At 56.3% G+C, this 25,936-nt stretch carries 27 protein-coding genes and 2 tRNA genes; 17 read left to right on the top strand and 12 right to left on the bottom strand.

What is annotated here, in order from left to right; genetic code table 11:
- Positions 1 to 46: 46 nt before the first annotated feature.
- Complete coding sequence (locus KP703_RS03270; RefSeq protein WP_215753791.1) at positions 47 to 679, bottom strand: Maf family protein; 633 nt, start codon at positions 677 to 679, stop codon at positions 47 to 49.
- Positions 680 to 1,047: 368 nt separating this feature from the next.
- Here KP703_RS03270 and hemE point away from each other — a divergent pair, with 368 nt between their 5' ends.
- Genes hemE through hemJ form a run of 3 tightly spaced genes read left to right on the top strand, consistent with a single transcriptional unit; the run spans position 1,048 to position 3,277 of the window.
- The gene (hemE, locus tag KP703_RS03265; RefSeq protein WP_062273100.1) at positions 1,048 to 2,130 is read left to right on the top strand and encodes a uroporphyrinogen decarboxylase; all 1,083 of its coding nucleotides are present in this window, start codon (positions 1,048 to 1,050) and stop codon (positions 2,128 to 2,130) included.
- On the top strand, positions 2,127 to 2,819 hold the full coding sequence (locus KP703_RS03260; RefSeq protein ID WP_215753790.1) for an HAD family phosphatase: 693 nt from the start codon (positions 2,127 to 2,129) through the stop codon (positions 2,817 to 2,819). Before hemE ends, KP703_RS03260 begins: the two co-directional genes overlap by 4 nt.
- A 5-nt stretch (positions 2,820 to 2,824) precedes the next feature.
- The gene (gene hemJ / locus KP703_RS03255; RefSeq protein WP_062273104.1) at positions 2,825 to 3,277 is read left to right on the top strand and encodes a protoporphyrinogen oxidase HemJ; all 453 of its coding nucleotides are present in this window, start codon (positions 2,825 to 2,827) and stop codon (positions 3,275 to 3,277) included.
- 238 nt (positions 3,278 to 3,515) lie between these two features.
- Here the strand turns inward: hemJ and KP703_RS03250 are convergent, their stop codons facing one another.
- Positions 3,516 to 4,091 carry an NUDIX hydrolase gene (locus KP703_RS03250; protein ID WP_062250418.1) on the bottom strand — a complete coding sequence of 192 codons (576 nt, stop codon included), beginning with the start codon at positions 4,089 to 4,091 and terminating at the stop codon, positions 3,516 to 3,518.
- A 70-nt stretch (positions 4,092 to 4,161) separates the two neighbouring features.
- Here KP703_RS03250 and KP703_RS03245 point away from each other — a divergent pair, with 70 nt between their 5' ends.
- From KP703_RS03245 to KP703_RS03225, 5 genes are all read left to right on the top strand, one after another.
- Positions 4,162 to 5,367, top strand: coding sequence for an MFS transporter (locus KP703_RS03245; protein ID WP_215753789.1), 1,206 nt, complete (start codon positions 4,162 to 4,164; stop codon positions 5,365 to 5,367).
- An 88-nt stretch (positions 5,368 to 5,455) separates the two neighbouring features.
- Positions 5,456 to 6,040, top strand: coding sequence for a TIGR00730 family Rossman fold protein (locus tag KP703_RS03240; protein WP_062141218.1), 585 nt, complete (start codon positions 5,456 to 5,458; stop codon positions 6,038 to 6,040).
- A 79-nt stretch (positions 6,041 to 6,119) separates the two neighbouring features.
- Positions 6,120 to 6,196 (top strand) — tRNA-Pro (locus KP703_RS03235).
- Between the two features lie 340 nt (positions 6,197 to 6,536).
- On the top strand, positions 6,537 to 7,286 hold the full coding sequence (locus tag KP703_RS03230; protein ID WP_215753788.1) for a hypothetical protein: 750 nt from the start codon (positions 6,537 to 6,539) through the stop codon (positions 7,284 to 7,286).
- Between the two features lie 125 nt (positions 7,287 to 7,411).
- Positions 7,412 to 9,493, top strand: coding sequence for a M1 family metallopeptidase (locus tag KP703_RS03225; RefSeq protein ID WP_373687427.1), 2,082 nt, complete (start codon positions 7,412 to 7,414; stop codon positions 9,491 to 9,493).
- A gap of 33 nt (positions 9,494 to 9,526) precedes the next feature.
- On the opposite strand, the gene KP703_RS03220 is transcribed toward KP703_RS03225, so the two are convergent.
- The gene (locus KP703_RS03220; RefSeq protein ID WP_215753786.1) at positions 9,527 to 9,994 is read right to left on the bottom strand and encodes a methylated-DNA--[protein]-cysteine S-methyltransferase; all 468 of its coding nucleotides are present in this window, start codon (positions 9,992 to 9,994) and stop codon (positions 9,527 to 9,529) included.
- Between the two features lie 276 nt (positions 9,995 to 10,270).
- Between KP703_RS03220 and mnmE the strand changes: the two genes are divergently transcribed.
- From mnmE to KP703_RS03190, 6 genes are all read left to right on the top strand, one after another.
- Positions 10,271 to 11,614, top strand: coding sequence for a tRNA uridine-5-carboxymethylaminomethyl(34) synthesis GTPase MnmE (gene mnmE / locus KP703_RS03215; protein ID WP_215753785.1), 1,344 nt, complete (start codon positions 10,271 to 10,273; stop codon positions 11,612 to 11,614).
- 18 nt (positions 11,615 to 11,632) lie between these two features.
- Positions 11,633 to 13,504, top strand: a complete 1,872-nt coding sequence (gene mnmG, locus KP703_RS03210; protein ID WP_215753784.1) for a tRNA uridine-5-carboxymethylaminomethyl(34) synthesis enzyme MnmG — start codon at positions 11,633 to 11,635, stop codon at positions 13,502 to 13,504.
- A complete protein-coding gene (rsmG, locus tag KP703_RS03205; RefSeq protein WP_215753783.1) occupies positions 13,501 to 14,097 on the top strand; it encodes a 16S rRNA (guanine(527)-N(7))-methyltransferase RsmG in 597 nt (198 codons plus the stop codon). The genes mnmG and rsmG overlap by 4 nt, the downstream gene beginning before the upstream one ends.
- Positions 14,090 to 14,881: a ParA family protein gene (locus KP703_RS03200; protein WP_062248318.1), complete on the top strand. Its 792-nt coding sequence runs from the start codon at positions 14,090 to 14,092 to the stop codon at positions 14,879 to 14,881. Before rsmG ends, KP703_RS03200 begins: the two co-directional genes overlap by 8 nt.
- Positions 14,875 to 15,798: a ParB/RepB/Spo0J family partition protein gene (locus KP703_RS03195; protein WP_215753833.1), complete on the top strand. Its 924-nt coding sequence runs from the start codon at positions 14,875 to 14,877 to the stop codon at positions 15,796 to 15,798. The genes KP703_RS03200 and KP703_RS03195 overlap by 7 nt, the downstream gene beginning before the upstream one ends.
- Positions 15,799 to 15,865: 67 nt before the next feature.
- Positions 15,866 to 15,941, top strand: a tRNA-Lys gene (locus KP703_RS03190).
- Positions 15,942 to 16,300: 359 nt separating this feature from the next.
- Here the strand turns inward: KP703_RS03190 and KP703_RS03185 are convergent.
- Positions 16,301 to 16,492, bottom strand: a complete 192-nt coding sequence (locus KP703_RS03185) for a CsbD family protein (RefSeq protein WP_062248314.1) — start codon at positions 16,490 to 16,492, stop codon at positions 16,301 to 16,303.
- Between the two features lie 258 nt (positions 16,493 to 16,750).
- Between KP703_RS03185 and KP703_RS03180 the strand changes: the two genes are divergently transcribed.
- The 3 genes from KP703_RS03180 to KP703_RS03170 all read left to right on the top strand — a co-directional run bounded on the left by KP703_RS03180 (position 16,751) and on the right by KP703_RS03170 (position 19,650).
- Positions 16,751 to 17,374 (top strand): hypothetical protein, encoded by a 624-nt coding sequence (locus KP703_RS03180; protein WP_215753782.1) that lies wholly within the window; start codon positions 16,751 to 16,753, stop codon positions 17,372 to 17,374.
- Positions 17,375 to 17,496: 122 nt separating this feature from the next.
- The gene (locus KP703_RS03175) at positions 17,497 to 19,176 is read left to right on the top strand and encodes a ShlB/FhaC/HecB family hemolysin secretion/activation protein (RefSeq protein WP_215753781.1); all 1,680 of its coding nucleotides are present in this window, start codon (positions 17,497 to 17,499) and stop codon (positions 19,174 to 19,176) included.
- 6 nt (positions 19,177 to 19,182) lie between these two features.
- Positions 19,183 to 19,650 carry a DUF4186 domain-containing protein gene (locus tag KP703_RS03170; protein WP_215753780.1) on the top strand — a complete coding sequence of 156 codons (468 nt, stop codon included), beginning with the start codon at positions 19,183 to 19,185 and terminating at the stop codon, positions 19,648 to 19,650.
- Positions 19,651 to 19,708: 58 nt separating this feature from the next.
- Here the strand turns inward: KP703_RS03170 and ubiM are convergent, their stop codons facing one another.
- From ubiM to hisB, 8 genes are all read right to left on the bottom strand, one after another.
- Positions 19,709 to 20,911, bottom strand: coding sequence for a 5-demethoxyubiquinol-8 5-hydroxylase UbiM (ubiM, locus tag KP703_RS03165; RefSeq protein ID WP_062273131.1), 1,203 nt, complete (start codon positions 20,909 to 20,911; stop codon positions 19,709 to 19,711).
- 4 nt (positions 20,912 to 20,915) lie between these two features.
- Positions 20,916 to 21,506 (bottom strand): nitroreductase, encoded by a 591-nt coding sequence (locus KP703_RS03160; protein WP_062141240.1) that lies wholly within the window; start codon positions 21,504 to 21,506, stop codon positions 20,916 to 20,918.
- A 42-nt stretch (positions 21,507 to 21,548) separates the two neighbouring features.
- On the bottom strand, positions 21,549 to 21,923 hold the full coding sequence (locus KP703_RS03155; RefSeq protein WP_061507653.1) for a histidine triad nucleotide-binding protein: 375 nt from the start codon (positions 21,921 to 21,923) through the stop codon (positions 21,549 to 21,551).
- Between the two features lie 3 nt (positions 21,924 to 21,926).
- Positions 21,927 to 22,418 (bottom strand): phosphoribosyl-ATP diphosphatase, encoded by a 492-nt coding sequence (locus KP703_RS03150; RefSeq protein WP_215753779.1) that lies wholly within the window; start codon positions 22,416 to 22,418, stop codon positions 21,927 to 21,929.
- On the bottom strand, positions 22,415 to 23,203 hold the full coding sequence (gene hisF, locus KP703_RS03145; RefSeq protein ID WP_043550347.1) for an imidazole glycerol phosphate synthase subunit HisF: 789 nt from the start codon (positions 23,201 to 23,203) through the stop codon (positions 22,415 to 22,417). The genes KP703_RS03150 and hisF overlap by 4 nt, the downstream gene beginning before the upstream one ends.
- Positions 23,203 to 24,540, bottom strand: a complete 1,338-nt coding sequence (hisA, locus tag KP703_RS03140) for a 1-(5-phosphoribosyl)-5-[(5-phosphoribosylamino)methylideneamino]imidazole-4-carboxamide isomerase (protein ID WP_215753778.1) — start codon at positions 24,538 to 24,540, stop codon at positions 23,203 to 23,205. The genes hisF and hisA overlap by 1 nt, the downstream gene beginning before the upstream one ends.
- Complete coding sequence (gene hisH / locus KP703_RS03135) at positions 24,533 to 25,195, bottom strand: imidazole glycerol phosphate synthase subunit HisH (protein ID WP_215753777.1); 663 nt, start codon at positions 25,193 to 25,195, stop codon at positions 24,533 to 24,535. Before hisH ends, hisA begins: the two co-directional genes overlap by 8 nt.
- A 90-nt stretch (positions 25,196 to 25,285) precedes the next feature.
- A complete protein-coding gene (hisB, locus tag KP703_RS03130; RefSeq protein WP_043550343.1) occupies positions 25,286 to 25,882 on the bottom strand; it encodes an imidazoleglycerol-phosphate dehydratase HisB in 597 nt (198 codons plus the stop codon).
- Between the last annotated feature and the right edge of the window lie 54 nt (positions 25,883 to 25,936).

Raw genomic sequence — 25,936 nt, 5'->3', positions numbered from 1 at the left:
GTGCACGCCTGATACAAGACGATTCCAAGACTGACAAGTCCCTATTTTACGAAAACAGTACACCCATCTCCCGCAACCCTTCCAGCAGCGGCAAAAGGGGCAGGCCGAGAATGGCTGTCTGATCCCCCTCCATCCGGGCAAACAGATGCAGGCCCGGCCCTTCAATCCGGTAGGCACCAACGGAATAGAGGCACTCTTCCCCTTCCTCCGCCAGATAGGCCTCCAGAAACGCATCAGAAAAGGGCCGCATGGTCAGGTTGGGCTGAGAGACATGCTGCCACAGCACCTGGCCGTTCCGGCAGACCACCACCGCCGTATGCAGCATATGCGTTTGCCCCCTTAAAGAAAGAAGCTGCTGCCGGGCCGCGTTCAGGTCCGCAGGTTTGTCATACCAGTCCCCCTTGCAGGAGAGCATCTGGTCCGCACCAATCACAAAGGCATCGGGACAGGAGACGGAAAGCGCTTTGGCTTCTGCCAGACGGAGGGCAACGGTTTGGGCCGCAGCACCTTCCGCACAGCCTGCTCTTTTAAGAGGCTCTTCATCAACGGAGGAGGAGAGGACGGAAAACGTCAGTCCGGCATTTTCCAGAAGCGTGCGACGAATGGTTGAACCACTCGCCAGAACCAGTTTATGGCGCGAGTCCTGTATTGGAGTCGGTTTGAGTACTAAATCTGACACGAAAGCGAGTCTCTTTCAGGTACTAAGCAATAAGGGGGCTGTGAGTACTCTCCTGAGTACCGGGGTACATGTGGATTGTACGGCGATCATGACAAGCACGTACCGAGTACCGTGCACAACTCGCAAGAGTCATGAACCGGTGAGTTGTACACAGCCTCATTTGGGTACAATCTGGATAACTCCAAAAACCTTAGCATTTCCAACGGTCTGTAATCTGTACACAGTGTGGGAAAGATGGGGTACATTTTTGGAATGGTGGGTACCCCGTCATCCACAGTACCCCTTAACCTCTAAATCCATTTCTATTCTTTTATTTTATATTTTAGGACCGTGGACAGGTTGGACAAAGACGTGCAGGACTTCAGGCCATGACCAGCAAGACAGATATCCCCCCCTCCAAACGCCTGCTCAGAACATTGAACGGTGAGGCTGTCTGGCCACCGCCAATGTGGCTGATGCGACAGGCAGGACGTTTCCTTCCCGAATTCCGGGCCATGCGTGCCAGAGCAGATTTCCTGACACGCTGCATGACACCGGATATTGCGACAGAGCTGACCTTGCAGCCCATCCGTCGCTTCGGGATGGATGGTGCCATTCTGTTCTCCGATATTCTCATTCTGCCCTGGGCTATGGGACAGTCCCTTGAGTTTGTTGAAGGCACAGGCCCGGTTCTGGGCGCTATCCGCAGTGAAGCGGATCTTGCAAAACTTGACCCGGAACGCATTGCAGAGGTGACAGCCCCTGTTCTGGAAACATTGTCCCGCCTGAAAGCTATTCTGAACGGGCCTGACGATATTGGCGTTGCAAAAGGTGGCGCCACAACACTGCTAGGTTTTACCGGCTCTCCCTTCACCGTCGCCTGTTACATGGTTGAAGGTGGCGGATCGCGTGAGTTCGCCATTACGCGCACCATGGCATTTTCCGAACCCGCTTTGTTTGATCGGCTGATGGCGCTGCTGACGGAACAGACCGCAACCTATCTGTGTGCACAGATTGAAGCGGGCGCTGAAGCCGTCATGCTGTTTGATTCCTGGGCGGGCCTGCTCTCACCAGCAGAATTCCGTAAACATGTCATCGCCCCAACACGGCAGATCGTGCAGACCATCAAAGCCCGCTACCCCTCCGTGCGCGTGATCGGTTTCCCGCGTCTTGGTGGCGTGATGGTTGCGGAATATGCACGTGAAACCGGCGTAGATGTTCTGGCACTCGATACCGGAGCAGATTTTGCGACTGTGCGGAGCATGGTGCCGGAGCATGTTGCTTTGCAGGGCAATCTCGACCCTGTTGCTGTTCTGGCTGGTGGTGAAGCCATGCGGCGTGAGGCTCTGGCTGTGCGGAATGCTGGCCGTGGCCGGGCGCATGTTTTCAATCTGGGTCATGGCGTTCTGCCGCAAACACCGGTTGAGCATGTGGCGGATCTGGTCAAAACAGTTCGGGAGACAGAACTATGACACAGGCTTTAGCACTTTCTCCTGAAGGGCAGCTGAAACTTGTCATTTTTGATTGTGATGGTGTGCTGGTTGATAGCGAGCAGACCTGTTGCCGGATCAGCGCGGAAGAAGCCCGCGCTGTCGGCCTGAATATTCCGGCAGAAAACGCGGTTGATGAATTTTCCGGCATGGCGCTGCCGGAAATTCAAAAAGATATTGAAAAGAAAACCGGAAAATCTCTTGGGCCAGACTGGGCTAATCGCGTTCAGAAACGTTTTGTAGAGGCCATGAAGAAGGGTGTGGAACCGATTGATGGCGTCCACGCCATGCTGGATGGTGTGAAAAAACTCGGTTTGCCGGTGCGTGTTGGCTCCAATTCCTCCGTTGAGGAAATGGATGCAAAATTCATAGCGACTGATATGACGCACTATTTTACAAACCGCATCCATTCTGCGCGGGATATGGGTGTGCCAAAACCGCGCCCTGATGTGTATCTGCATGCTGCCGAGCAGGAAGGCGTTTCTCCTGCAAACTGTGTTGTGCTGGAAGATAGCAATACCGGCGCACGGGCTGCGGTGGATGCAGGGATGATGTGTGTTCTGCTCCGTCCCGGTTCTGAGTCAGTGCCGGACTGGCCTAATCTTGTCCGCATTCGTCATCTTTCAGAATTTGTGCCGCTTTTGAAAAAAGCCTTGCAGAGTCAGGGATAAAAAACATGACCTTTGACGCTCTTCTGCCCTGGGTACGCTGGATTCTGGCTTTTCATGTCATGTCTGTCATGGCGTGGATGGCCGGGCTTTTCTATCTGCCGCGTCTGTTTGTCTATCATTGTCAGGTGCAGATCGGGTCAGAAGAGAGTGAGCGGTTCAAGATCATGGAGCGCAGATTGCTGCGGGCCATCATGAACCCGGCCATGTTTGCCAGTCTGCTGTTTGGGGTGCTTCTGGTGTTAACGCCCGGAAGTGTGGACTGGCAGGCTGGCTGGTGGCATTCAAAACTTACAGCAGTTATCGGTATGTTTGCATTTCATGGGTTTTGTTCCCGCTGGCGGCGCGAGTTTGCAGAAGACCGGAACCAGCATGCTGAACGGTTTTACCGTATGGCGAATGAAGTGCCGACAGTCCTGATGATGGTCATTGTGATTATGGTGATTGTTCGTCCATTCTGAATAATCAAAAATGGCTCCTGAGGTTGCTTTGCGAAGGGCAGAAAATTGCGACTTCAATAAACAGATTCAGGAGCCAGATACGGTAAAATTTCCGATAAAAATGATCGTTATGGACCAGACTTTTTTACGGATTTATAACGATACATTCATAAAAATTCCTTAAAATTAAATAGAAATTCCCACATATAATATTTATGAATAAATTCAGGAAGACAGTACTCTCTGGGTTATTCTCTTTTTAAATCAATCCCTGAGCACGCAGCAGGCCGAAGGCTGAAAGTGTAACCATGCAGGTGATCTCGTTCTTACGGATCATCTCTTCGACCTCTTCCAGGAAAAGCGTATGGCAGGTCATATCCTGTTCCGTTTCTTCCCGCGCACAGGGGCCTTGCGTCAGGCCGGTCGCCAGATAGACGTGCCCTTTTTGCGTGGTGAAACCAGCTCCCTGATACATGATGCCGGCATGATGCAGGGTTTTGGCAATCAGCCCTGTTTCTTCCTGTAATTCGCCAGCAGCCAGAGCCTCCGGGGCAGCATCGGGCCGGTCTTCCCACATGCCCATGGGTAATTCCCACAGGCGCTTGCCAATCGGATACCGATACTGGTTGACCAGTGTCACGGTGCGGCGTCCGTCTTCGGTCTCTCCCAGCGGCAGGATAACGACAAATTGACCGCGCTCGACCACCCCATAGAGCCCATCTTTGCCATTGGGCCGCCGAATGATGTCTTCCCTTACGCGGGTCCATGGGTTTTCATAGGCAATACGGGAAGAAAGCGTGACATATCCGCCAGCGTCAGGAAGAGGCTTCGTCATCAAACGGGTCTTTCATCTGGAAATGGGGTCTTAAGCGCGATTTATAGCATCATGTTTTGAGGAATGTTTCATGTCGGAAGAGGCTGTCCGCACGTCCTCGGTTACGTTTGTCATTCTGGCTGTCGTGGTTTTTACGTTGTTTTGTTACACGGATATCGGCCTGCAAATGGCGGTGGTGCCACTGTTTGTGCGGGAAAAACTCGGCTTCAGTTCCGCCATGGCCGGGTTTGCCGTCTCTGTTCAGTATCTGGCGACCTTTGCCTCGCGCATTGGGGCAGGCAAACGGATTGATACAGGTGGCCCCAAACGTGTGGTGCTGATGGGCCTGAGCACTGGTGTCCTGTCCGGCCTGTTGCTGGTGGCTGCTGCGCTGCTGGTGTCCTGGCCGCTTCTTTCCCTGCTGTTTGTGCTGGCTGGCCGGATTGCGCTTGGTGTAGCGGAAAGCTGGGTGGCAACGGCGGTCATTGTCTGGAACATCCGCAGGGCAGGAGTCAGTAGAACAGCTCAGGTCATTTCCTGGAACGGTGTGTGTTCTTACGGCGGTATAGCCTTGGGCGCTCCCATCGCCACGATGATCTACCATGGGGTGTCTCTGCCTGTGCTGGGCGGTTTTGCGGGTGTTGGGTTGCTCTCTGCCGTGCTGATGGGGGTTGGTATCCCATTGGCTCTGCGGCAGCCTTCTGTGCCCCCTCTGGCGGCGGGCAAGCAGCCATCGTTTTTCACTGTGTTAGGGCTTGTGTTGCCTTACGGGCTGGCGCTTGCGGCCGGGTCAGTCGGCTTTGGGGCCATTTCTGCTTTGCTGGCCCTGTATTTTTCTGACCAGAACTGGAGCGGCGCTGCTTTTGCGCTGGCCCTGTTCGGGCTTACCTTCGTGCTGACGCGCTTTGTTTTCACGCGGCAGATTGCCAAACATGGCGGAAATAGTGTGGCGATTGTCTCCCTGTTTGTAGAGGCTCTGGGCCTGTTTGTGCTGGCCTTTGGCCAGAGTGCAGCATGGGCAGATGCGGGGGCGGCTTTGACCGGGGCCGGGTTCTCTCTGGTGTTTCCTGCTCTGGGTGTAGGCGCTGTGGCGCAGACCGGGCCGGAGAACAAAGGGGCGGCTATTGGTGCCTTTTCGGTTTGTCTGGACATCGCCATTGGTGTTTCAGGGCCTCTGCTGGGGCTGATGATCCCGCTTTGGGGTTACGGAGCCGTCTTTCAGGCCGCCGCTCTCATCAGTCTTGTCGGCGTCGTGCTGTGTGTTCTGCTCAAAAAACAAACCCGGCTTGCTCGCTGAAATAGTCTCGTAAAGATTTTCCGTCCTGCATCCGCCGTGAAAACACGGTATGGTTTTTTGCTTACTGAGAAAGAAGGAGAAGGACCGCATGCCCTCTACCCTGAACGCCGTTGCCGTTTTCTGTGGCTCTCGCTTTGGGAAAAGCCCGCTCTACAAACAGGCCGCACAAAATGTGGGCCATACATTGGCACAGGCTGGCATCCGTCTGGTGTATGGCGGTGGGGCACATGGGCTGATGGGCGTTGTGGCGGATGCCACCTTGTCCGCAGGTGGCGCGGTAACCGGCGTAATCCCCGACTTTCTGGAAAGCCGGGAGAAAATGCACGAGGGTGTGGCGGAACTGATTGTTACGGATTCCATGCACACCCGGAAGCAGATCATGTTCTCACGGGCGGACGCGTTCTGGATTCTGCCCGGCGGCTTTGGCACGTTTGATGAGATGATGGAAATCCTGACGTGGAAGCAACTGGGGCGACACAGCAAGCCGATTATTCTGATCAACGTGGAAAAATGGGCCGATACGCTTCTTGCTGCGCTGGATGCTGCCGTGGAGCAGGGCTTTGCCGCATCCACAGCCCGAGCCATGATTGAGTGCGTGCCGGACGTTGAAACAGCTCTGGCGCATTCTCAAAGCGCAGAAAAAACAGACCGCGTAGCTGTCGAACAGCTTTGATCTGGCAGAGAATTGCACTTCTCTGCGTTTCAGCTCTTGCTAAGATGGCCTGAGAGGGGTATAGCCCGCTCACGGTCATCGGAGTGTAGCTCAGCCTGGTAGAGCACTGTGTTCGGGACGCAGGGGCCGGAGGTTCGAATCCTCTCACTCCGACCAGACTTTTCCCCTGAAAATAAAAATAGTATACTGGGCTCCAGCCCGTCAGATGACGGGCGATCATGCCTTTCCCCCTCCGCATGTTTTGCGTTTCACGCAGAGCAGAAGGGGCCTGTATGCCTGCTTCAGCCATCAGATTGCCGTAGGATTATGCCATTCTCTCTTGGAAATGGCGGGAAATCTGAGTCTTATGTCAGAGCTGACATGTATGAACCATCCGACGGCTTTCTGTAGAAATCCGTTGAACGGTTTCCCATTTCTTCATCAGAGAGCGATGTGTTCCGCACAGGAACAGGTGCCAGAACAGGCCGGACAATCTGGCCATAAGAGGGGGCAGAGGATGACACGCAACTCACTTCATTACGGACGGCTGGCCGCGAGCCTGCTTCTTGCCTGCGCGCTGTCTCCCGTAGCTCTGGCACATCCCGGTGGGGGAGGTGGCGGCGGCGGAATGCATGGCGGTGGTGGTTTTGGCGGTGGAGGCGGTGGCTTCCATGGAGGAGGCCCCGGTGGTTTCGGGGGTGGTGGCAGACCCGGCGGGGGCTTTGGTGGCCCGGGCGGCGGGTTTCACGGTGGTCCCGGCTTTGGCGGGGGCGGCTTTCGTGGTGGTGGCCCCGGTTGGGGCGGCAGGCCGGGCGGTGGCTTTTATCGCGGTGGCGGCGGCTGGGGCCGTGGTGGCTGGTGGGGCGGCCCCGGTTGGGGTGGCTGGGGTTATCCTGGCTATGGATGGGGGCCCGGTTATGGTTGGGGCTACGGTGTCTGGGGTAGTCCTTATTGGGGCGGTGGCTGGGGCTGGGGCGCACCCTTTGCGTTCGGTTCCGTGTTAGGGCTCGCTGTCGGCGCTGCGGTCGCATCGTCTGCCCAGGAGAGCTATCAGGCTCCGCAGACCATGTATGCCCCTCCGTCCTACTACGCACAGCCCACAGAGCCGCCTGTAGCGCAGGGAGGCTATCCTACCTACGGGCAGCCGGCTTATTACGGCAATGCCCCTCAGGCGGGCGCACAGGTCCCACAGCAGGGCTCTGATGTGGTGCATTGCAGCGCAGGGCGGTTCTTCAACTCTCTGACGGAAAGCTGCGACAAACGCTGACCCCGATCTCTGACTGATAAAAGGCCGCTCTGGATGGAAACATCTGGGGCGGCCTTTCTTTTATTGCGGCTGCATTCTGGTTTACGCTCTCAGGCAGAAAAATGATTTGTCTGAGTGGGGTGAAGGTGTCTGGCTGTTTCGAAAAAACGTGGTTCCACAAAATTATCCGTCCTGCCCGCAGAGGCCTTCTGGCAGGTCTGCTGGCCGGAAGCGCACTCTCCGTGGCGCAGGCTGCTGAGCCGGATCCGTTCCAGATTTTTGCGCCGCTTAGTTATCCGCAGTCGGTCAATCTCTATCATTCCGGCAATGGCGCTCCCGGCCCGATGGCCTGGAAAAATCGGGCCGATTACAACATCCATGTGCATGTTGACCCTGCGACCCACACGTTGTCCGGCAGTGAAACACTGACCTACACCAACAATAGCCCCGAGAGCCTTTCCACACTCTGGCTGCAACTGGATCAGAATATCTATCAGCAAGGCTCACGCGGCGCTTATGCTGCGCCACAGCGGCTTCAGGATCATACGGACGGGCTGATTATCGAGGCCGTGGCGCTGAGTGCGGATGGCAAGGAAACACCTCTCACCCCGCTTGTCTCAGACACACGCATGCAGCTACCCCTGCCGCAGGCTCTGCCGGGGAAGGGGGGCCACCTTACCCTGAAAGTTTCATGGCATTACACCATTCCCGCGGAGTGGGGCGGGCGCACCGCCTTCAGCCAGAATCAGGATGGCGAGATGTATGAAATCGCCCAGTTTTACCCCCGGATGGCGGTGTATGATGACCAGCGTGGCTGGGATACGGCCCCGTATCTGGGGCAGGAATTCTATCTGGATTATGGGGATTTTGATTACAGCGTGACTGTGCCCAAAGGCTTTCTGGTGGCAGGCAGTGGCGCGCTGACAAACCCGGATGCCGTGCTGAGCGCGCAGGAAAAAGCGCGGCTGGCACAGGCTGCCACCAGTGAAACCCGCATCATGATCCGCACGCCGGAAGATGTGCAGGCCATTGTGCATCAGCCACAAACTGAGACGCAGACCTGGCAGTTCCATATGGCCAACACGCGGGATATTGCGTTTGTAGCGTCTCCCACGCTGCTCTGGGATGCGGCCCGGCTCAATCTGCCTGCGCTGGAGGGGAGTGATGCCAAAAATCCTGCCCCGCGTCTCGCTATGTCCGTTTACCCCGCAGAGGCTGCGGGGAAATGGGACCGTTCAACAGAGTATGTGAAGCACGCCATCGAATATTTTTCCGGCAAATGGTTTCCGTATCCCTGGCCAAACGCGATTAATGTCGGCGGCCATGGTGCGGCCATGGAGTACCCGGGGATTGTGTTTGACGGCAAGGAGGATGCCGGCGCAGAGCTGTTCTGGGTGACCACGCATGAACTGGGCCACGGCTGGTTCCCCATGATTGTAGGCTCCAATGAGCGCCGCAATGCGTTCATGGATGAAGGCTTCAATACCTTTATTGACGTCTATGCTTCCGACCACTTCAACCATGGGGAATTTGCCCCCAAGCATGACGTGGAGTTTGCACCCCAGACCGGCCACCCGGCGGATGATATTGTGCCGGTGCTGAAAGATCAGGCCGCACCGGTTCTGATGACACCGGCTGATCTTATTTCTGAAAAATACCGCCATAGCGTGACGTATTTTAAGGGCGCTTATGGCCTGCAATTATTGCGGGAGCAGATTCTTGGGGCAGACCGGTTTGACCGCGCGTTCCAGCACTACATTGCGCTCTGGGCCTTCCGCCACCCTACACCGTCTGACTTCTTCCGCGTGATGGAAAGCGAAGCCGGAGAGGACCTCTCATGGTTCTGGCGGGGCTGGTATTTCAAGAACTGGGGGCCAGACTACCGCCTGAAATCCGTCTCTTATGTGAACGGGAACCCGGTGCAGGGCGCGCGGGTACAGGTTGAAAACAAGGGCTGGCTGCCTCTGCCAGTCGTGCTGGCTATTACGTGGATGGACGGGAGTTCTGCCCGTCTCACCATTCCTACGGAAACCTGGTCTCAGCGGAACACGGTCACGCTCCAGATTCCGGGCAAGTTAGCCATCCGGTCTGCTGTGCTGGACCCGGACCATATGATCCCGGATCTGAATCGGTCGGATAACAGTTTTACGGTTAAGCTCACGGCGGCGCATCCGGCGGCATCGTCCGCGGCTCCCGCTCCAATCGTGCAGGGTGCCCCTGCACCCTAACAAACAGACAGAGCAGGGGCATCCAGCAGCGCGTCAGTCGCGGGATGGAATGGATGCCCCTTCCAGATTCAGAAGCCAGCGTTTGTCATCCACGCCACCATCCCCCGAATATCCACCCAGCCCATTCTGCGAGACAACACGGTGGCAGGGGATCAGAATGGGAATGGGGTTCCGGCCGACAGCCTGCCCGACAGACCGCGCACTTCCCCCCACTTCCTTCGCCAGAGCCTGATAGGTTGTAACTGTGCCCACAGGGATGGCGCACAGAGCGTTCCACACCCGTTTCTGGTAGTCCGTGCCGAACATTGGCTCCAGCGAGAAAGGAAAGGGGCCAGCGACCTTCGGTTCATCAAACCATCTATCCAGCCAGTCCCGTGCGGCGCAGAGCATGGGCGTTTCTGTCTGGTCACGTCCCCAGCCCCAGTCGAGCGAGATGATCTTGCCCTCTTCTTCTGTCAGGGTCAGCGGCCCGATGGGGGAGTGGAGCGAAAGCTGTGGCATGGTCGTCGTCCGTCATTGTCTGGTCTGTGATGAGGTCGCAGTATGCGCGGCAGTCTAAGGCTTGTCATGTGAAGAAAGAGGCCACAAAAAGCCGGCGCAAAGCGTGGATGTGTTTTTAGCTTACGTCTCAGGGCTGATCTGTTTTAGAAAGCCCCTGCGTTCTCTCACAGGCGGCGGTATAGCGTAGGCGCAGCCATCCAGAGGAATAGCGCAAACCGTGTGTGTCCACGCCGGTCAAAACCAGAGTTTCAGAATAGCCTTGGCCTTTTAAAGATCATGCAGGAAGGAAAAACCACCGTGGCCTATCAGGGTGAAGAGACGATTTTTGCATTATCCACGGGACTGGGGCGGGCTGCTATTGCCGTCATGCGAGTGAGTGGTGCCGGGAGTGAGGCGCTGTTGCAGCGCCTGATAGGGAAACTCCCCGGCGCACGGCGTGCGGCATTACGGCGTGTCTGGCAGGATGCAACCACGCAGGACAATTTGCTGGATGAAGCGCTGGTTCTCTGGTTTCCCGGCCCGAATAGCTACACGGGCGAGGATGGGTTTGAACTCCATCTGCATGCAGGCCCGGCGGTCATCAAGGCTGTGGCTGGGGCTCTGGTAGAAGGGGGTGCGCGCCCGGCAGAGGCTGGAGAGTTCACGCGCCGCGCCTTTATGAACGGACGGATGGATCTGGTTGAAGCCGAAGGTATTTCCGATCTGGTTGAGGCGGAAACAGAAAGCCAGCGCAAACTGGCTCTGGCGCAGACCGATGGCGCACTCAGCCGTCTTTATCAGAACTGGGCCGACCGGCTGAAACGTGTTCTGGCGCATCAGGAAGCGCTGATTGATTTTCCGGATGAAGATCTGCCACCGGAAGTTGAACAGGGCCTTCTGGATGAAATTCACAGTCTTATCGCCGCTATGCAGACGCATATTCAGGAAGGTGACCGTGGGGAGCGTATCCGGCGGGGTGTGGTGTTTGCTATTACCGGGCCTCCCAATGCAGGCAAGTCCAGCCTTTTAAACTGGCTGGCAGACCGGGATGCAGCTATTGTTTCTCCCATGGCAGGCACAACGCGGGATGCCATTGAAATTAGCGGTATTCTGGCGGGTGTCCGCGTGACATTTGTGGATACAGCGGGTCTGCGTGAGACCGAGGATGCTATTGAGGCAGAGGGCGTAAAGCGGGCATTGTTTCACGTGAAACAGGCCGACTGTGTGTTGCAGATGTTTGCCGCAGGAGATGAGCCGCAGGACGTATTCCCTGCAAGCGTGCTTATAGGCAACAAAATGGACCTTGGGGCTGTGCCGCAAGAGGTACAGGGATATCCGGTTATGGCTGTCAGCCTTGAAACAGGGCGGGGGCTGGACCAGCTTAAAGTCTTGCTGGAGCAGAAGGTGGAAGCGCTGACGGCATCGTCCGCATCCGGAGCGCCACTTCTGACCCGTGCCCGGCATAAGGCAGGGGTCAGGGAAGCCTGTGCGTGTCTGGAGGCCGCTTTGCAGCAGGAGTGGCCGGAAATGCGTGGGGAAGAATTACGGCTCGCTATGCGGGCTTTAGGGCGGCTGACGGGGCATGTTGGGGTGGAAGACCTGCTGGATGCTGTGTTTGGCCAGTTTTGTATCGGAAAGTAAGGGTAAGGCAGCAGGATTATGGACCGTTCGTATGATGTGATCGTGGTGGGCGGTGGCCATGCCGGGTGTGAGGCCGCTGCGGCTGCCGCCCGGTGTGGCGCACGCACCCTCCTGCTGACGCATCGCAAAGACACTGTTGGAGCAATGTCCTGCAACCCGGCGATTGGCGGGATTGGGAAAGGGCATCTGGTGCGTGAAATTGACGCGTTGGATGGCCTGATGGGGCGCGCTGCAGATCGGGCAGGAATACACTTCAAACTGCTTAATCGGTCCAAAGGGCCTGCTGTGCAGGGGCCTCGGGCACAGGCTGACCGGTTCCTCTACAAACAGGCAGTGCAAGACCTGCTGACTGAAACGCCTAACCTGATCTGTGAGGAAGGGGCCGTCACAGACCTGCTCTGCACGGATGCTGGCGATGTGCAGGGTGTTGTGTGTGAAGATGGTACAGAATGGCACGCCGGTGCAGTTGTTCTGACGACTGGAACCTTTCTGGATGGCGTTATTCATATTGGGCATAAAAGCCAGCCAGCGGGGCGCTTGGGAGAACAACCTGCGGTTGCGTTGGCAAAGCGCTTGAAAAATCTTGAGCTGGCGATGGGGCGGCTCAAAACTGGCACGCCTCCGCGCTTATTAAGAAATAGCATAAATTGGGAAGTTCTGGCGGAAGATAAGGGGGATGTATCCCCCGAGCCCTTTAGTCGTCTGACGACCACCATTACAAACCCGCAAATGGTCTGCGGCATTACGGCTACAACGCAAAAAACCCATGATATTATCAGGGAGTCTCTGCATCTCTCTGCTGTTTATGGCGGGGTAATTTCAGGCCGTGGGCCGCGTTATTGCCCGTCTATTGAAGATAAAGTTGTGCGCTTTGCAGAGAAAACCAGCCACCAGATTTTTCTGGAGCCTGAAGCTCTGCCTGAGCATGAAGGCGGCCATCTGATTTACCCCAACGGTATTTCCACCAGCCTGCCTGCCGATGTGCAGGAAGCCATGATCCGTTCTATTCCCGGTCTGGAACAGGCCGTCATTTCACAGCCGGGTTATGCTGTAGAATATGATTATGTGGACCCGCGAGAACTGACGGCGTCTCTTGAACTGAAAAAATGTCCGAACCTGTTTCTGGCCGGGCAGATTAACGGCACAACTGGCTATGAAGAAGCGGGGGCACAGGGACTGCTGGCAGGGGTCAATGCTGCCCGGCGTGCCGCAGGGCAGGGGGCTGTCAGCCTTGATCGTGGGAAGGCCTATATCGGCGTGATGGTGGATGACCTTACTACACAGGGTGTGAGTGAGCCCTACCGGATGTTTACGTCCCGTGCAGAATACCGGCTTACTCTGCGGGCCGATAATGCCGATATGCGTTTGACCGAACTCGGGATTGAGTGGGGCTGTGTTGGTGCGGAACGCCGCGCTGTTTTTGAAAAAGATTGTGCAGAAATCAGGGAAATTACAGAGCGTGCCGAGCAGGAAAGCTGGCAGCCGCAGGCTTTGGCTCAGGCTGGACTGAAGGTGGCGCAGGATGGCCGGCGCAGAACGTTGCTGGAAATTCTGGGCTATGGTCTGGAAGATGCAGTGCTTGAAAAGCTGGCCCCATGGTATTTGAATGCTCCGGCGCGGGCCCGGCATTATGTGACGACGCAGGCCCGCTATAAAGGTTATCTTGTCCGGCAGCAGCGCGAAATTCGCCAGCTTGAGGCGGAAGCTGAAATCCGCTTTCCCAAGGATATGGATTTCAACGCAATCGGGGGGTTAAGTGCGGAAATGAAGGAACGGCTTGAACGCGCCAAACCCGAAAATTTTGGGTCTGCGCAAAGAATCCCCGGCGTGACGCCATCGGCACTGGTGGCGGTCCTGGCGCATGTCAGGCAGAGGACGGCAGCCCGATGATCGATCTGCCCGAAACGCTGCATGTTTCACGTGAAACACAGGAGCGGCTGGAAGCGTTTGTTGCCCTGCTGGAAAAATGGAACCCGCGGATCAATCTGGTGTCCTCGCGAGATATTGCCAGTGTATGGGAACGCCATGTGCTGGATAGTCTCCAGCTTGCCCCGCTGGTGGCAGGGCAGGGGCGGTTTATTGATATGGGGTCAGGCGGGGGCTTCCCCGGTGTGATTGTTGCAATCGCGACGGGTGTGCCCGGAACGCTAATTGAGTCGGATCAGCGCAAAGCGGCCTTCCTGCGGGAAGCGGCCCGTGTCACACAGGCCCCAATCAAGGTGCTGGCCGAGCGGATTGAGCAGGTAGACCTTGGCCCGGCACCCGTTGTCACGGCGCGGGCACTGGCCTCTTTGAGCAAGCTGCTGGACTGGACAGCCCCCTTGCTGGAAAAAGAGGGGAAAGCCTTCTTTCTCAAAGGTCAGCAAGCGGATGAAGAGTTGACCGAAGCCCGACGCAACTGGCACATGAATGTGCGTATCCACCGCAGCATAACAAGCCATGATGGTGTGATTCTTGAAGTGAGCAATCTTGAACGTGTCTAAGTCTGACAAAAAAACAAAAACGTGCCGTATTCTGGCTATTGCAAACCAGAAAGGTGGGGTTGGGAAAACAACCACGGCCATTAATGTTGCCGCCGCTCTGGCTGAAGACGGTACACGGGTCGTGCTGCTTGATATGGACCCGCAGGGCAATGCCTCCACAGGTCTGGGCGTTGGGTATGATGCCCGGCAGGGTGGGGCCTACGCCCTCCTGATGCACGAAAAGCCTGCCGCTGACCTTCTGCAGCCGACCGAGATCGACGGCCTGTCCGTTATCGCAGCAAATACCGAACTGGTCGGGGCTGAGATTGAACTTGTCGATGCTGATGAGCGTGAAACGCGCCTGCGCGATGCTTTGGCCCCGCTGGCAGAGAGCGTGGATTATATCATTATCGATTGTCCCCCCAGCCTCAGCCTGCTGACCCTGAATGCTCTGGTCGCAGCTGATGGTGTGCTGGCCCCGTTGCAGTGTGAGTTCTTCGCGCTGGAAGGGCTCGGGCATCTGGTGAAGACGATTGATCGGGTCAGAAAAAAACTTAACCCCACGCTGAAAATCGCGGGTATTGTGCTGACAATGTATGACAGACGAAATAATCTGTCTGAGCTTGTCGCAGCGGATGCCCGGAGCTTTTTTGGCGATGATGTGCTGGAAACCATTATTCCCAGAAACATCCGTATTTCTGAAGCACAGAGCCATGGTCAGCCGGTTATGACCTATGACCCACGGGCCAGCGGCGCCGCGTCTTACCGGGCTTTGGCGGCGGAAATTAAGAGGAGAGCATCATAGGCATGTCTCAGCGTAAATCTGCTGCCCGCCCTAAACTCGGTCGGGGCCTTGCTGCCCTGCTGGGAGACGTTGCTGCCCCCGTAGCGGCTGCGTCTTCTGGTTCTGCTCAGCCTGTTGCTGGAGGTGCAGCGGCGCCTGTCAGTTCTTTGTCTGTGGACGTTCTTGTTCCTGGGCCATTTCAGCCTCGGCAGGATATGGAACCCGGTGCTCTTGAAGAACTGGCTGAGTCTATCCGGGCGCGGGGTATTTTACAGCCTATTCTGGTCCGGCCTGATCCGGGCAAAAAAGGGCAATATCAGATTATCGCCGGGGAACGACGCTGGCGCGCGGCACAGCTGGCCCAGTGCCATACGGTGCCGGTGCATGTGCGGGATCTGGATGAAGTCGATGCCATGGCTGCGGCCTTGGTGGAAAACCTCCAGCGTGCTGACCTGAACCCCATTGAAGAGGCCGACGGCTTTAGCCGTCTGATGGAAGATTATAGCCTGACGCAGGACGAGCTTGCCAAAGCTATTGGTAAGTCCCGCCCGCATGTTGCAAACACCATGAGGCTGCTGCGCTTGCCGGAAAGTGTGCGGAAGGCTGTGGGGGCAGGGGCTCTGTCCGCGGGGCATGCACGCGCACTTCTGGCGCATCCTGACCCGATTGCCGCGGCTAAAGAGGTCATTGAAAAAGGTCTTTCCGTAAGACAGACGGAAAACCTAGTGCAGAAAGCTTTGGAAAATAAAGGCAAGGACAAGCCTGCTCCGGCTAAAAAAATAGCAGACCCGGAAATTGCTGCGTTGGAGCGCGATCTGGGAACGCGGCTGGGGCTGAAAGTCCAGGTCCATTTTGACGGGCGGAAAGGTGGTTCTTTGCAAATCCACTATAAAAGTCTTGATCAGCTGGATGATGTGCTGGCCCGTTTAAAAAGCTGAATTTTCAGACTTGTCTTAAAGGAAAGTGGGTGATAAAAAGCTTCCACTTCAGTTCATAGAACTGTAAGGGCGCATAGCTCAGTTGGTAGAGCAGCTGACTCTTAATCAGCGGGTCCAAGGTTCGAGCCCTTGTGCGCCCACCAATCTTTTCAAAGATTTAGGTGGTTTTAAATTCCGGGAATTAACTTCCCGGCAATTTTTCGCAATCATTCGAATGATAGTGCTGTGTCCGTAGGCCACGGCTTTTTTATCATTGTAAGAAAAGCATTCCCCGGTTTTCTTCCCTTATCAGAAGAAGTTTCTACCGTTTTCCCATTTTTTGAGTGCTGAGCGTCGTATAGCGGCAGCGGCTACCGGCTTCTGGGAGGGCGATACGCGTGGAAGTTCTACTCTTTTAAGACCGTCCTGCTTATCAAGAACTCGGGACACTAAGTCTTCATAGAAAAAGCCCAGACACTACCAAGGCGTCTGGGCTTTCATCAAAGCAGAAAGTTTAAAAAACTTAGAGCTTATCAATTCCGCTCTTCACGGCGTCTTTTGCATCGCCAGCGGTCTTCTGCACTTTCCCTTTCAGGTTCTGTGCTGCGCCTTCGGCTTCAAGGCGTTCGTTGTCCGTCAGTTTCCCGGTTTCTTCTTTAACCTTGCCGGCAACCTGATTAGCAACGCCTGCCACTTTATCTTTCATGGAGCTCATTTCGATATCCTCCCTTTGTCTGAAAAATAAACGCTGGCTCCTTAGCCTGGTTCCGAAAGCAGGGATAAAAAGTTTCGGGAGGGCCGGGCAGGCACATTTATCCACTCACATTCAAAAGAGACGATTCTGTAGCTTCCTGTGAGTTTGCCTCCAACCGAACCGGTTGCATGGACAGTCACAAAAACGTGCTATAAATTTTTTGTCATGATTTTTTCGTTCAAATTTAAACCCTCTGTTTTTTCTCTGGCTGCTTTTATCGTGTCCTTCTCCCACGGTTCACATGCCTTTGCGCAGGGAGCCGCCGCGCGGAATGGAAACTACGCCGCTTCAGCCCGCAGCATGGCCTCGGTTTCAACCACTCTGGATAGTGTTGTGGGGAGCCGGCCTTCCCGTATTGCTCAGCAATTTGAACAGGCTTCTGAAACACTCACCATTCAGCCCAATGGCGTGGTCCTGAATAAGCAGGGACAGGTCATAACGCCGGGGTGCCCGGCTGTGCCGATTATGGCGGCGAGGCAGCATAACCCGGGCGGGGTTCCGGCCGAGCCGCAACTTAAGGATACATCCGGCAATAAGGTGACACAGCAGAAACCTGAGTCTGTCCGTCTTGGTCTGGTACAGGCCCATGCAGGAGGCTCTTTGCAGAAGCAGGTTCTGATGGACGCCTCCTTTGCGCCCTCAGGTGTCTATGTCGCGCCACGAGCCTGCCAGCTGGGCGCAGCACCAGACGCCGCACAGCTCCGCAATGCTGCGGGCTCTCTGGCCACAGCAGATGGCAACCTCTTTGCTCTGGCGGGGAACCGTGAGGGCATTGCACAGGCGACACAAGGGCATGCGGACGGCGCCGATATTATTCTGGAAGCCGGAGTGACTGGACAATGAAGCGCCTGCACAAAAGCCTCTGTTTGGGCTCTGTGTGCGTTATGGCGCTGCAGGGTCATGTGGTTCAGGCAGCCTCTTCACGCGCTACAGCGGCATCCTCGCGGCCTGTGCCCCAAATCTGGATGAATTCCAAACTTCCGGACTCTGCGGCAACGCCTAAGCTCCCAACGGGGCAGGAAGACGCATCAACCCATCAGGAGCAAAGCCCTTCTTCCAGTCTTTCGGATAAACCTTTGATTCCAGCTTTGCGCGGGCTTGTGTTTGAGGCCTCAGGCAGCAATGCACCGCAGACGCAGACGCAGACGCAGACCATTCAGGTGAATGGCTTGTCGATTCTGGAAACCAAAGAGTTTCGGAAAAAGCTTGAGCCGTATCTGGATAAGCCTGCCAGCGCCCGCACCTTTTATGACATTGCCCAGCAGGTGACTGCGCTGTTCAGAGAGAAAGGGCATCCGTTTCTCACAGCCTTTGTGCCCCCGCAGCGTGTGCGTGATGGTATTCTCCATATTAGCGTGGAGGAATATCGTCTTGGTCAGATTACGGTGAGTGGAAACCGATGGTTTTCAGATCGCATTATTCGGAATGCCAGTAGCCTGCATCCTAAAGACACGCTTGCTCTGCAAAACCTGCAGGCTGATCTGGCATGGATAAACGGAAACCCGTTTCGCACGGTTGATATGATTTATCATCCCGGACAAAAAGCAGGTACGACGGACGTGGATTTGCAGGTCTCCGATCGTTTCCCTGTTTACATGTTCGGCTCTTTTAACAATCAGGCGGACCCCACACTGGGGCGCGTCAACTGGAGCTTGGGGGCAACCTGGGGGAATGCGTTTGGTATTGACCATACGCTGTCCTATCAGTTTACCCGCAGTCTGACTGGCCGCTACAACATGCACCTTGGGAGTTGGGAAATTCCTTTGCCATGGCGCGATAAATTGCTGGTCTATGGCACCTATAGCACGTCTGCCCCGGCGGCGGACTGGCCCATCCGAAACTCCGGTATCTCCGGGCAGGCCTCAGTGCGGTATATTCATCAGCTCCCCCACTTGGCTGTTTCGTCCGATGTCGGGCTGGATACGATGCTACAGGCCGGGTTTGACTGGAAAACAACTAATAGTGACCAGTTTTACGTCGCATCGCCCATCATGCTGGGGAATGCGGATACAGACCAGTTTGCCCTGGGTGCGGATATAACGGAGAATGACCATTATGGTCAGACGCACCTGCTGAACGAAGCCTATTACGGCCCGGGTGGACTAACGCATTATGATACGCGCAGGAGTTATCAGACAATTTTCCAGTCTGCCAAACCTGATTATGTTTATGATCGCGTGCAGATTACCCGGACAACAAACCTGCCCTATGGGTTTTCCTCTGTAACAATTGCGTCTGCGCAGGCCACAACCCATAATCTGCTTTATAGTGAACAGCTTGAATCTGGCGGTATTGGCACCGTGCGGGGATACTATGTGAATACCGCTCTGGGCAGCCGGGGCGAGCAGCTGAGCGAGGAAATCAAGATTCCTTCATTTTCTCTTAGTAAGCAGCTGGGGATTGGGAAAAATTTCGCGGATACAGAAACGCTTGGTGGGTTTTATGACTGGGGACAAACCTGGAACAAGAAGCTCTCGCAAACCAGCAGCAATAAAACCGGCCTGGCAAGTCTTGGGATTGATCTGAATACGAAAATCAACAGGCTGGTTAATATTGTTTTTGATACCGGATGGCGGCTGCGTCCTGCTCCCGATTCAGGAAAAAAAGGCGCATTCTGTGACTTCAATATCGTGGTGGGGTTATGACAAGCGATGTCTTCTCAAGGTGATCTCTTCAATACGCGTGAAGACAAGCCATTGCCTCCCGTTGCGCCTGAGCTTTGGGGGAAACTTGCACGATCAGCATTTCGCAGAAAATTCCATCTTAATGCAGAGGATTTATCGTATCTTCAGGAAAAAACTCTGCCGGTTGTGCTGGAGCATGGCGCCGATTTTATTACAAAGCGACTGGCTCCGGCGCACCCGGCTCGGGATGGCAAACAAACGCCTTGGAAGGGACATCCTGTTTTTGTTGCACAGCATGCCACGGGCACATGCTGCCGTTCATGCCTTGAAAAATGGCATCATTTTTCAAAAGGTTTACAATTAACAGATCTTCAGAAGCGTTATGTTCTGGCGGTTATTGCAGGATGGCTTGAGCACGAACTGGATACAGCGCAGAAGCAGGCCGCTGAGCAAAACTGTTGTCCTGAACAGACAAAGAAGGATGCAGGATCATAAGTCTGATCATCTGCATCCTGCTCAATAATTTTTATAAAGAGAAAGTCCTTCAAAATCCTCAGGAGGCTTTGGGCGGCTGAACTTCCCTGTCCATCAGCAAGGCTGTCACGGCGTTTTTAAACGGCGTAAACGTGTCTGCAAGGCGGAGACCGGCCTGGCGAAGTTGCCGGAACGGCGCGCCATCATGCGTATAAAGCGTGGCGATGCTATTAGTGCCTGCAAAGAGCGGCGCCGTGATCATGCGGTGCTGGCGTTCAAAACGGCGCAGAGCGTGTGCGTTTCCGGCATCCCCTGTTTCTGCAAAAGCCTTGCCCACTTCTGTTGCTAGTGTTTCCTGCCCGCGCAGGCCGAGGTTGAAGCCATGCGCGGTAATCGGGTGCATACCTACAGCAGCATCACCCACCAGCGCCAGACGGCGTGCCGTAAAGCGGTGCGCATATACACCCTTCAGCGGATAGGCGTGGCGGGTGCTCACGAGGCGCATCTGGCCCAGACGATTGCCAATACGCTGCATGATTTCCTGATTAAAGGCATCGCGCGGCATATCCAGCAGGCGCTGAATGTCTTCAGGCGGCAGGGTCAGCACCAGCGAGGATGCCATCCCATTCACCGGCAGCAGGGCGACAGTCTGGCCTTCATCAAACCATTGCGTTGCGATGTTGTGGTGCGGAGACTCATGTGCCATCCGGCACACCAGCATACTGCGTTTGAAGTCATGGATAATCGCACCAATCCCCGCCCGACGACGCGTGGGAGAGAAGCGGCCATCGGCGCCGACCACAAGTTGAGCCGCCGTCTGGCCATGTGAGTGGTGGACAACAGCCTGCGTCGGGTTCTGCCGCACGGTTTCGACGGATGTGGAGCCGAGCAGCGTAATACGCGGACGTTCCGAGGCCGCCGCAAACAGCGCACGTCGGATATGGTTGTTGGATACCAGCCAGCCGAGCGCATCGACACCGCGACCGTTGGTGTCAAAGCGAAGCGGATGCGGAAACTTGCCGGTTTCTACACGAGCTTCCCGAAGCGGGCAGATAGCCGTTTCGGGAATGTAGTCCCATGCCCCATTACTTTGGAGAGTATGCACGGCATGGTGGGTCAGGGCTATTTCCCGCCCGTCAAAGGAGGGTTCAGCCCAGACTGTGCGCGGTGCGCGTTCCAGCACCGTGACAGACAGACCAGCGCTCTCCAGAGAAAGCGCTGTGGCCAACCCGACAGGCCCGCCTCCGATAATGGCAACATCTGTCTGTGTCGGTGTGGTCATGGCTTTAGGTCCTGTCTGCGGCAAACTGAACGGGCTTGCCGGTCCATGATGCAGTAAACTCAGCCGGGTCAGGCCGTTTGGGAGCATGCTGTTCGCCTTCCGGCGTGCCGATAAACAGGAAGCCGGCCAGCCGGTGCGGAGCAGGCAGGCCCAGTTCTGCTGCCAGAACGGGATCGTCCACCACATCGCCAGATACCCACACACCGCCAAAGCCGGTGGCGTGCAGGGCGTTCAGCACGTTCATGGCGGCAGCGGCAACAGCCATCTCCTGCTCCCACAACGGAATTTTATGATCCGGGCGCAGATGCATGCCGAGTGCGAGAATAAGCGGCATGGTGGAAAAACGTTTGCGACGCTTTTCAATTTTAAACTCAGGAGCTTCGGCATCCATCCGCTTCATGCTGGCGACAATGCGTTCAGCCAGAACAGGCCGCGCTTCATCCCGGATCACCACATACCGCCACGGACGCAGTTTACCATGGTCTGGTGCCCGCATGGCAGCGGCCAGAATTTCGGAAAGCTGAGCGTCTGACGGCGCGGGTTCTGCCAGATGGTCTGTGGAAGCGCGGGTCAGAAGCATGTCCATGGGTGTCATGATCGAAGGTCCTGTTTCAAAAAACTGAAGAGAGAAGCCTGCTCAGACAGGGAAGGGCGGAAGGGGCTGGCCACCAAGAAGATGCAGATGGAAATGCGGCACTTCCTGCCCGCTATTTTCACCGGCGTTGGTAATCACCCGGTAGCCGCTTTCATCCAGCCCAAGTTCGGAGGCAATTTGTCCAGCGGCTTTCATGACGCCGGCAATCTCATCCTCGGAAGCTGTTTTCGTGAAATCTATAAAAGAGACATAAGGTTTTTTTGGAATGATCAGAATATGTACAGCGGCTTTGGGCGCAATGTCCTGAAAGGCCAGAACCCATTCATTTTCAAAAACCTTTTTGCACGGAATATCTCCGCGCAGGATTTTGGCAAAAATGTTCTCCGGGTTGTAAGGCCCTGTTCCTTTAACAGCCATAGCTTATCCCTTTTTCGACAAAATTTCTTTAGGACGAGAGGCTTTTTCCGTAATGCCGCTTGTGCCTTCCCGGCGGCGTAGTTCTGCCCAGACTTCTTCTGGTGTCACACCGGCATCAACCCACAAAACAATAAGGTGGTAAAGCACATCGGCACTTTCCCCAACCAGAAGATCCTTGCGGCCAGCAACGGCTTCAATCAGGCATTCAACAGCTTCTTCACCAAATTTCTGGGCAATCTTGTAGGTGCCACGGGAGAGCAGGCGGGCAGAGTGGCTCAGGCTGGGGTCTGTGCCCTTGCGGCTCTGCACAACCGTGTAAAGCCGGTCCAGCACGGTCTCATCAGCGGACTGGGAGAGTTTATCTTCCAGAACCTCTTTGGCTTTTTCGGTCTTTTTGGCCACAGCCTCTTTTTTCACACTGCTTTTGGGCGTGGCTTTTGACGGAGTTTTCGGAGTTGCTTTGGCTGTAGCCTTCGTGCTGGCTTTTTTGGTCATGTGCGTGACTTTGCCTGAAAAGGTGAGGGATTGGGGCGTACGGGCAGACCGGCTTCGGCCAGCGCGGTTTTAACCTGAGACACAGTAAACTGGCCAAAGTGGAAGACACTGGCAGCCAGAAGCCCGGTCGCCCCGGCCTCGGCACCTTCCACAAAATGCTTCAGTTCGCCCACGCCGCCAGAGGCGACAATCGGGAGCCTGACGGCCTGTGTTGCGGCTTTCAGCAAGGACAGATCAAAACCTGAGCGTGTGCCGTCCCGGTCCATGGAGGTCAGCAGAATTTCGCCTGCTCCACGTTCCGCCACTTCCCGGCACCAGTCAATGACGTCCCGCCCCGTGGGGGTGCGGCCGCCGTGGGTATAGACTTCCCACTTACCAGCCGTGGTTTGCCGCGCGTCTACGCCAACAACCACACATTGACTGCCAAATTTCTGCGCTGCTTCATTAATCAGGTCCGGGCGGGAAACGGCTGCCGAATTCATGGCGCATTTATCGGCCCCGGCCAACAGCAGGCGGCGCATGTCATCCGTGGTGCGCACACCGCCACCGACTGTCAGCGGCAGGAAAATCCGTTCTGCCGTGCGGCTGACAACATCCAGAATGGTGTCACGGTTTTCATGGCTGGCAGTAATATCCAGAAAGGTCAGTTCGTCAGCACCTGCGGCGTCATATAGAGCAGCCTGCTCGACAGGATCTCCGGCATCGCGCAGTTCAACAAAGTTCACGCCTTTCACAACGCGACCATTCTTGACGTCCAGACAGGGGATAACGCGGAGTTTCAGCATCAGGCGAGAACCTTCAGCGCCTCAGCGGGAGAGACCCGGCCATCATACAACGCCCGGCCTACAATAACGCCTTCAATGCCCGGGGCATCATCCGCCGCTTTCCGCAGAGCAGCCAGATGCTCCAGATTGCCTACACCGCCACTGGCGATAACCGGCACGGAAACCGTGTTGGCAAGTGTTACGGTTTGCTCAATGTCGAGGCCGTCCAGCATGCCATCACGGCTGATTTCCGTGAAAATGATAGAAGCCACACCCGCTTCCTGCATCCGCAGAGCGAGTTCAGTTGCCTGCATGTCAGACACTTCGGCCCAGCCTTCGGTGGCGACATGGCCGGAGCGGGCATCAATCCCCGCCACAATCCGGCCGGGGAAGGCATGGCAGGCTTCCTTGACCAGCGCCGGGTTTTTTACGGCCACGGAGCCAAGAATAACGCGGGTCACGCCAGCTTCCAGCCAGGAGGAAATGGCCTTCATATCCCGCAGGCCGCCGCCCAGCTGCATGGGCACCGTGGCGGCGTTCAGAATGGCCTGCACCGCCGGAGCGTTGGCGGACTGGCCTGCAAAGGCACCGTTCAGGTCAACCGCGTGCAGCCATTTGAACCCGGCATCACACCATGCCCGGGCCTGTGCTGCCGGGTCATCCGAATAGACGGTAGCATCATCCATTTCCCCACGGCGCAGGCGCACACAGGCTCCGTCCTTCAGATCAATGGCCGGGTAGAGAGTGAGCGGGCGGGAGGAGGCAGGAGAAGATGCAATCATGTCCGGTGTTTCAACCTGAGGGGAGAAGGAAGGCTCCACGGGGGCAGAGCGCACGGTATCAAGAAGTTTGGTGAAGAACAGCCCACTCACGGTCTGGTCTCCCATTCGCGCAAAGTGCGGGTGCGTGCCCCAGTGCTGGAAGCCCGCTTTCTGGAACAGATTGATGGCCGCTGTCTGTGTGTCCGGCACATCCATGTTCATCACGCGGAAGCCCATGCTGCGGGCGGCATTTTCCACCTCATGCAGCAGGGCAGAGCCAAGGCCGCGATTACGGGCGTAGGGTGCGACAAACAGGTGCATCAGGGTGATGCACATGGCCTGACATTCATTATTGCGCGGGGCCCGGACAAGCTGGGCACAGCCGACAATCTCCCCCTTCAGACGCACCACAAACAGCATGCGCTCGGGTACCAGAAGCAACCCTTTGAAGTAGCGCTCCAGAACCTGCCGGCCCTGAGGCTGCACCCAGCCAAAGCCACCGCCATCCAGAATGGCGGCGTCGGCGGCTTCACACAGGGCCTGAAGGTCGTCTTCCGTCAGGGACAAAACGCGCTGGACGAGTTTACTCTTAGACATCGCAAAGGGTTTCCGGGGTCCAGGCCAGGAAATTAGCCAGAATCTGCAAGCCGACAGTCTGGCTTTTCTCAACGTGGAACTGCGTGCCTGCCACATTCCCATTGCACACAATGGCTGGAACGGGGCCGCCATAGTCTGTGGTGGCAATCAGGGTTTCCGGCTTTGTGTTTCTCAGCGCGTAGGAATGCACAAAATAGCCATGCGGCGCGGCACCGAGCCCCTCTGTAAGCGGGTGAGGGTGACTGAAGTTCAGCTCATTCCAGCCCATTTGCGGCATACGCAGGCCGGGGGCATCCATGGGAGCAATCTCGCCCGCAATCCAGCCAAAGCCTTCTGTGGTGCCGTGTTCCAGCCCGCGTTCGGCCATGAGCTGCATGCCGACGCATATTCCCAGAAAAGGCGTGCCGGATCGGGTTGCGGTGAGAATGGCGTCTTTCAGACCGGTGATGGACTCGAGCCCGCGGGCGCAGTCTGCAAAGGCTCCCTGACCCGGCAGAATGATACGGTCCGCAGCGCGGACATCAGCAGGGGAATTGGTGATGCTGACAGTGGCCGCAATGCCCGAAAGCTCTGCCGCGCGGGCTGCCGCGCGGGCTGCAGAGGCCAGATTGCCGCCTTCATAATCAACAACGGCGATGGAGAGAGACTGGGTCATGGGACCTCGCACTTCTGGTTCGTATCAGGAACCGGTTTCCCCCGATGCCTGAGCAGAATGAGGTTCGGGGAAGAAAACTGTCGACGAGACTTATAGCACACCCTTGGTGGAGGGAATGCTGCCCTGCGCCCGTGGGTCTGGTTCCACGGCCATACGGAGGGCGCGTGCTAACGCCTTGAACGCGGCTTCGGCAATATGGTGGCAGTTCTTGCCGGCTTTTTGTGTCAGATGCAGGGTCAGCATGCCGGACATGGCAAAGGCGCGGAAGAATTCTTCCACCAGTTCCGTATCCAGTTCACCAATACGGTCACGGTCAAACGTGGCGTCCCATGCCAGAAACGGGCGGCCGGAAAGGTCCACAACGGCTTCACACAGGGCTTCATCCAGCGGGACCAGCGCATGGCCAAACCGGCGCACGCCGCGCTTGTCACCCAGCGCCTGCCGCAGGGCCTGGCCGATCGCAATACCGGTATCTTCCACCGTATGGTGGCCATCAATATGCAGGTCGCCCTTCACGATAACGGTCAGATCCAGCAGGCCATGCTTGGCCAGTGCTGTCAGCATATGGTCAAAAAAACCAATGCCCGTATCAATGTTGGCCTGTCCTGATCCATCCAGATCAAGAGTGACGGCAATATCGGTTTCGCTGGTAACGCGATGAAGGGTGGCTTGGCGTGCTGTGCTCATGGTGGGGTGCTTTATAACGGAAGACGCGCCCCGATACCATCAGGCACGGGGCGG

This window comes from Acetobacter sp. P5B1 (assembly GCF_018811985.1).
In the GTDB taxonomy this organism is placed as follows: Bacteria; Pseudomonadota; Alphaproteobacteria; order Acetobacterales; family Acetobacteraceae; genus Acetobacter; species Acetobacter cerevisiae.
This window is presented reverse-complemented; position numbering and strand designations above follow the sequence as displayed.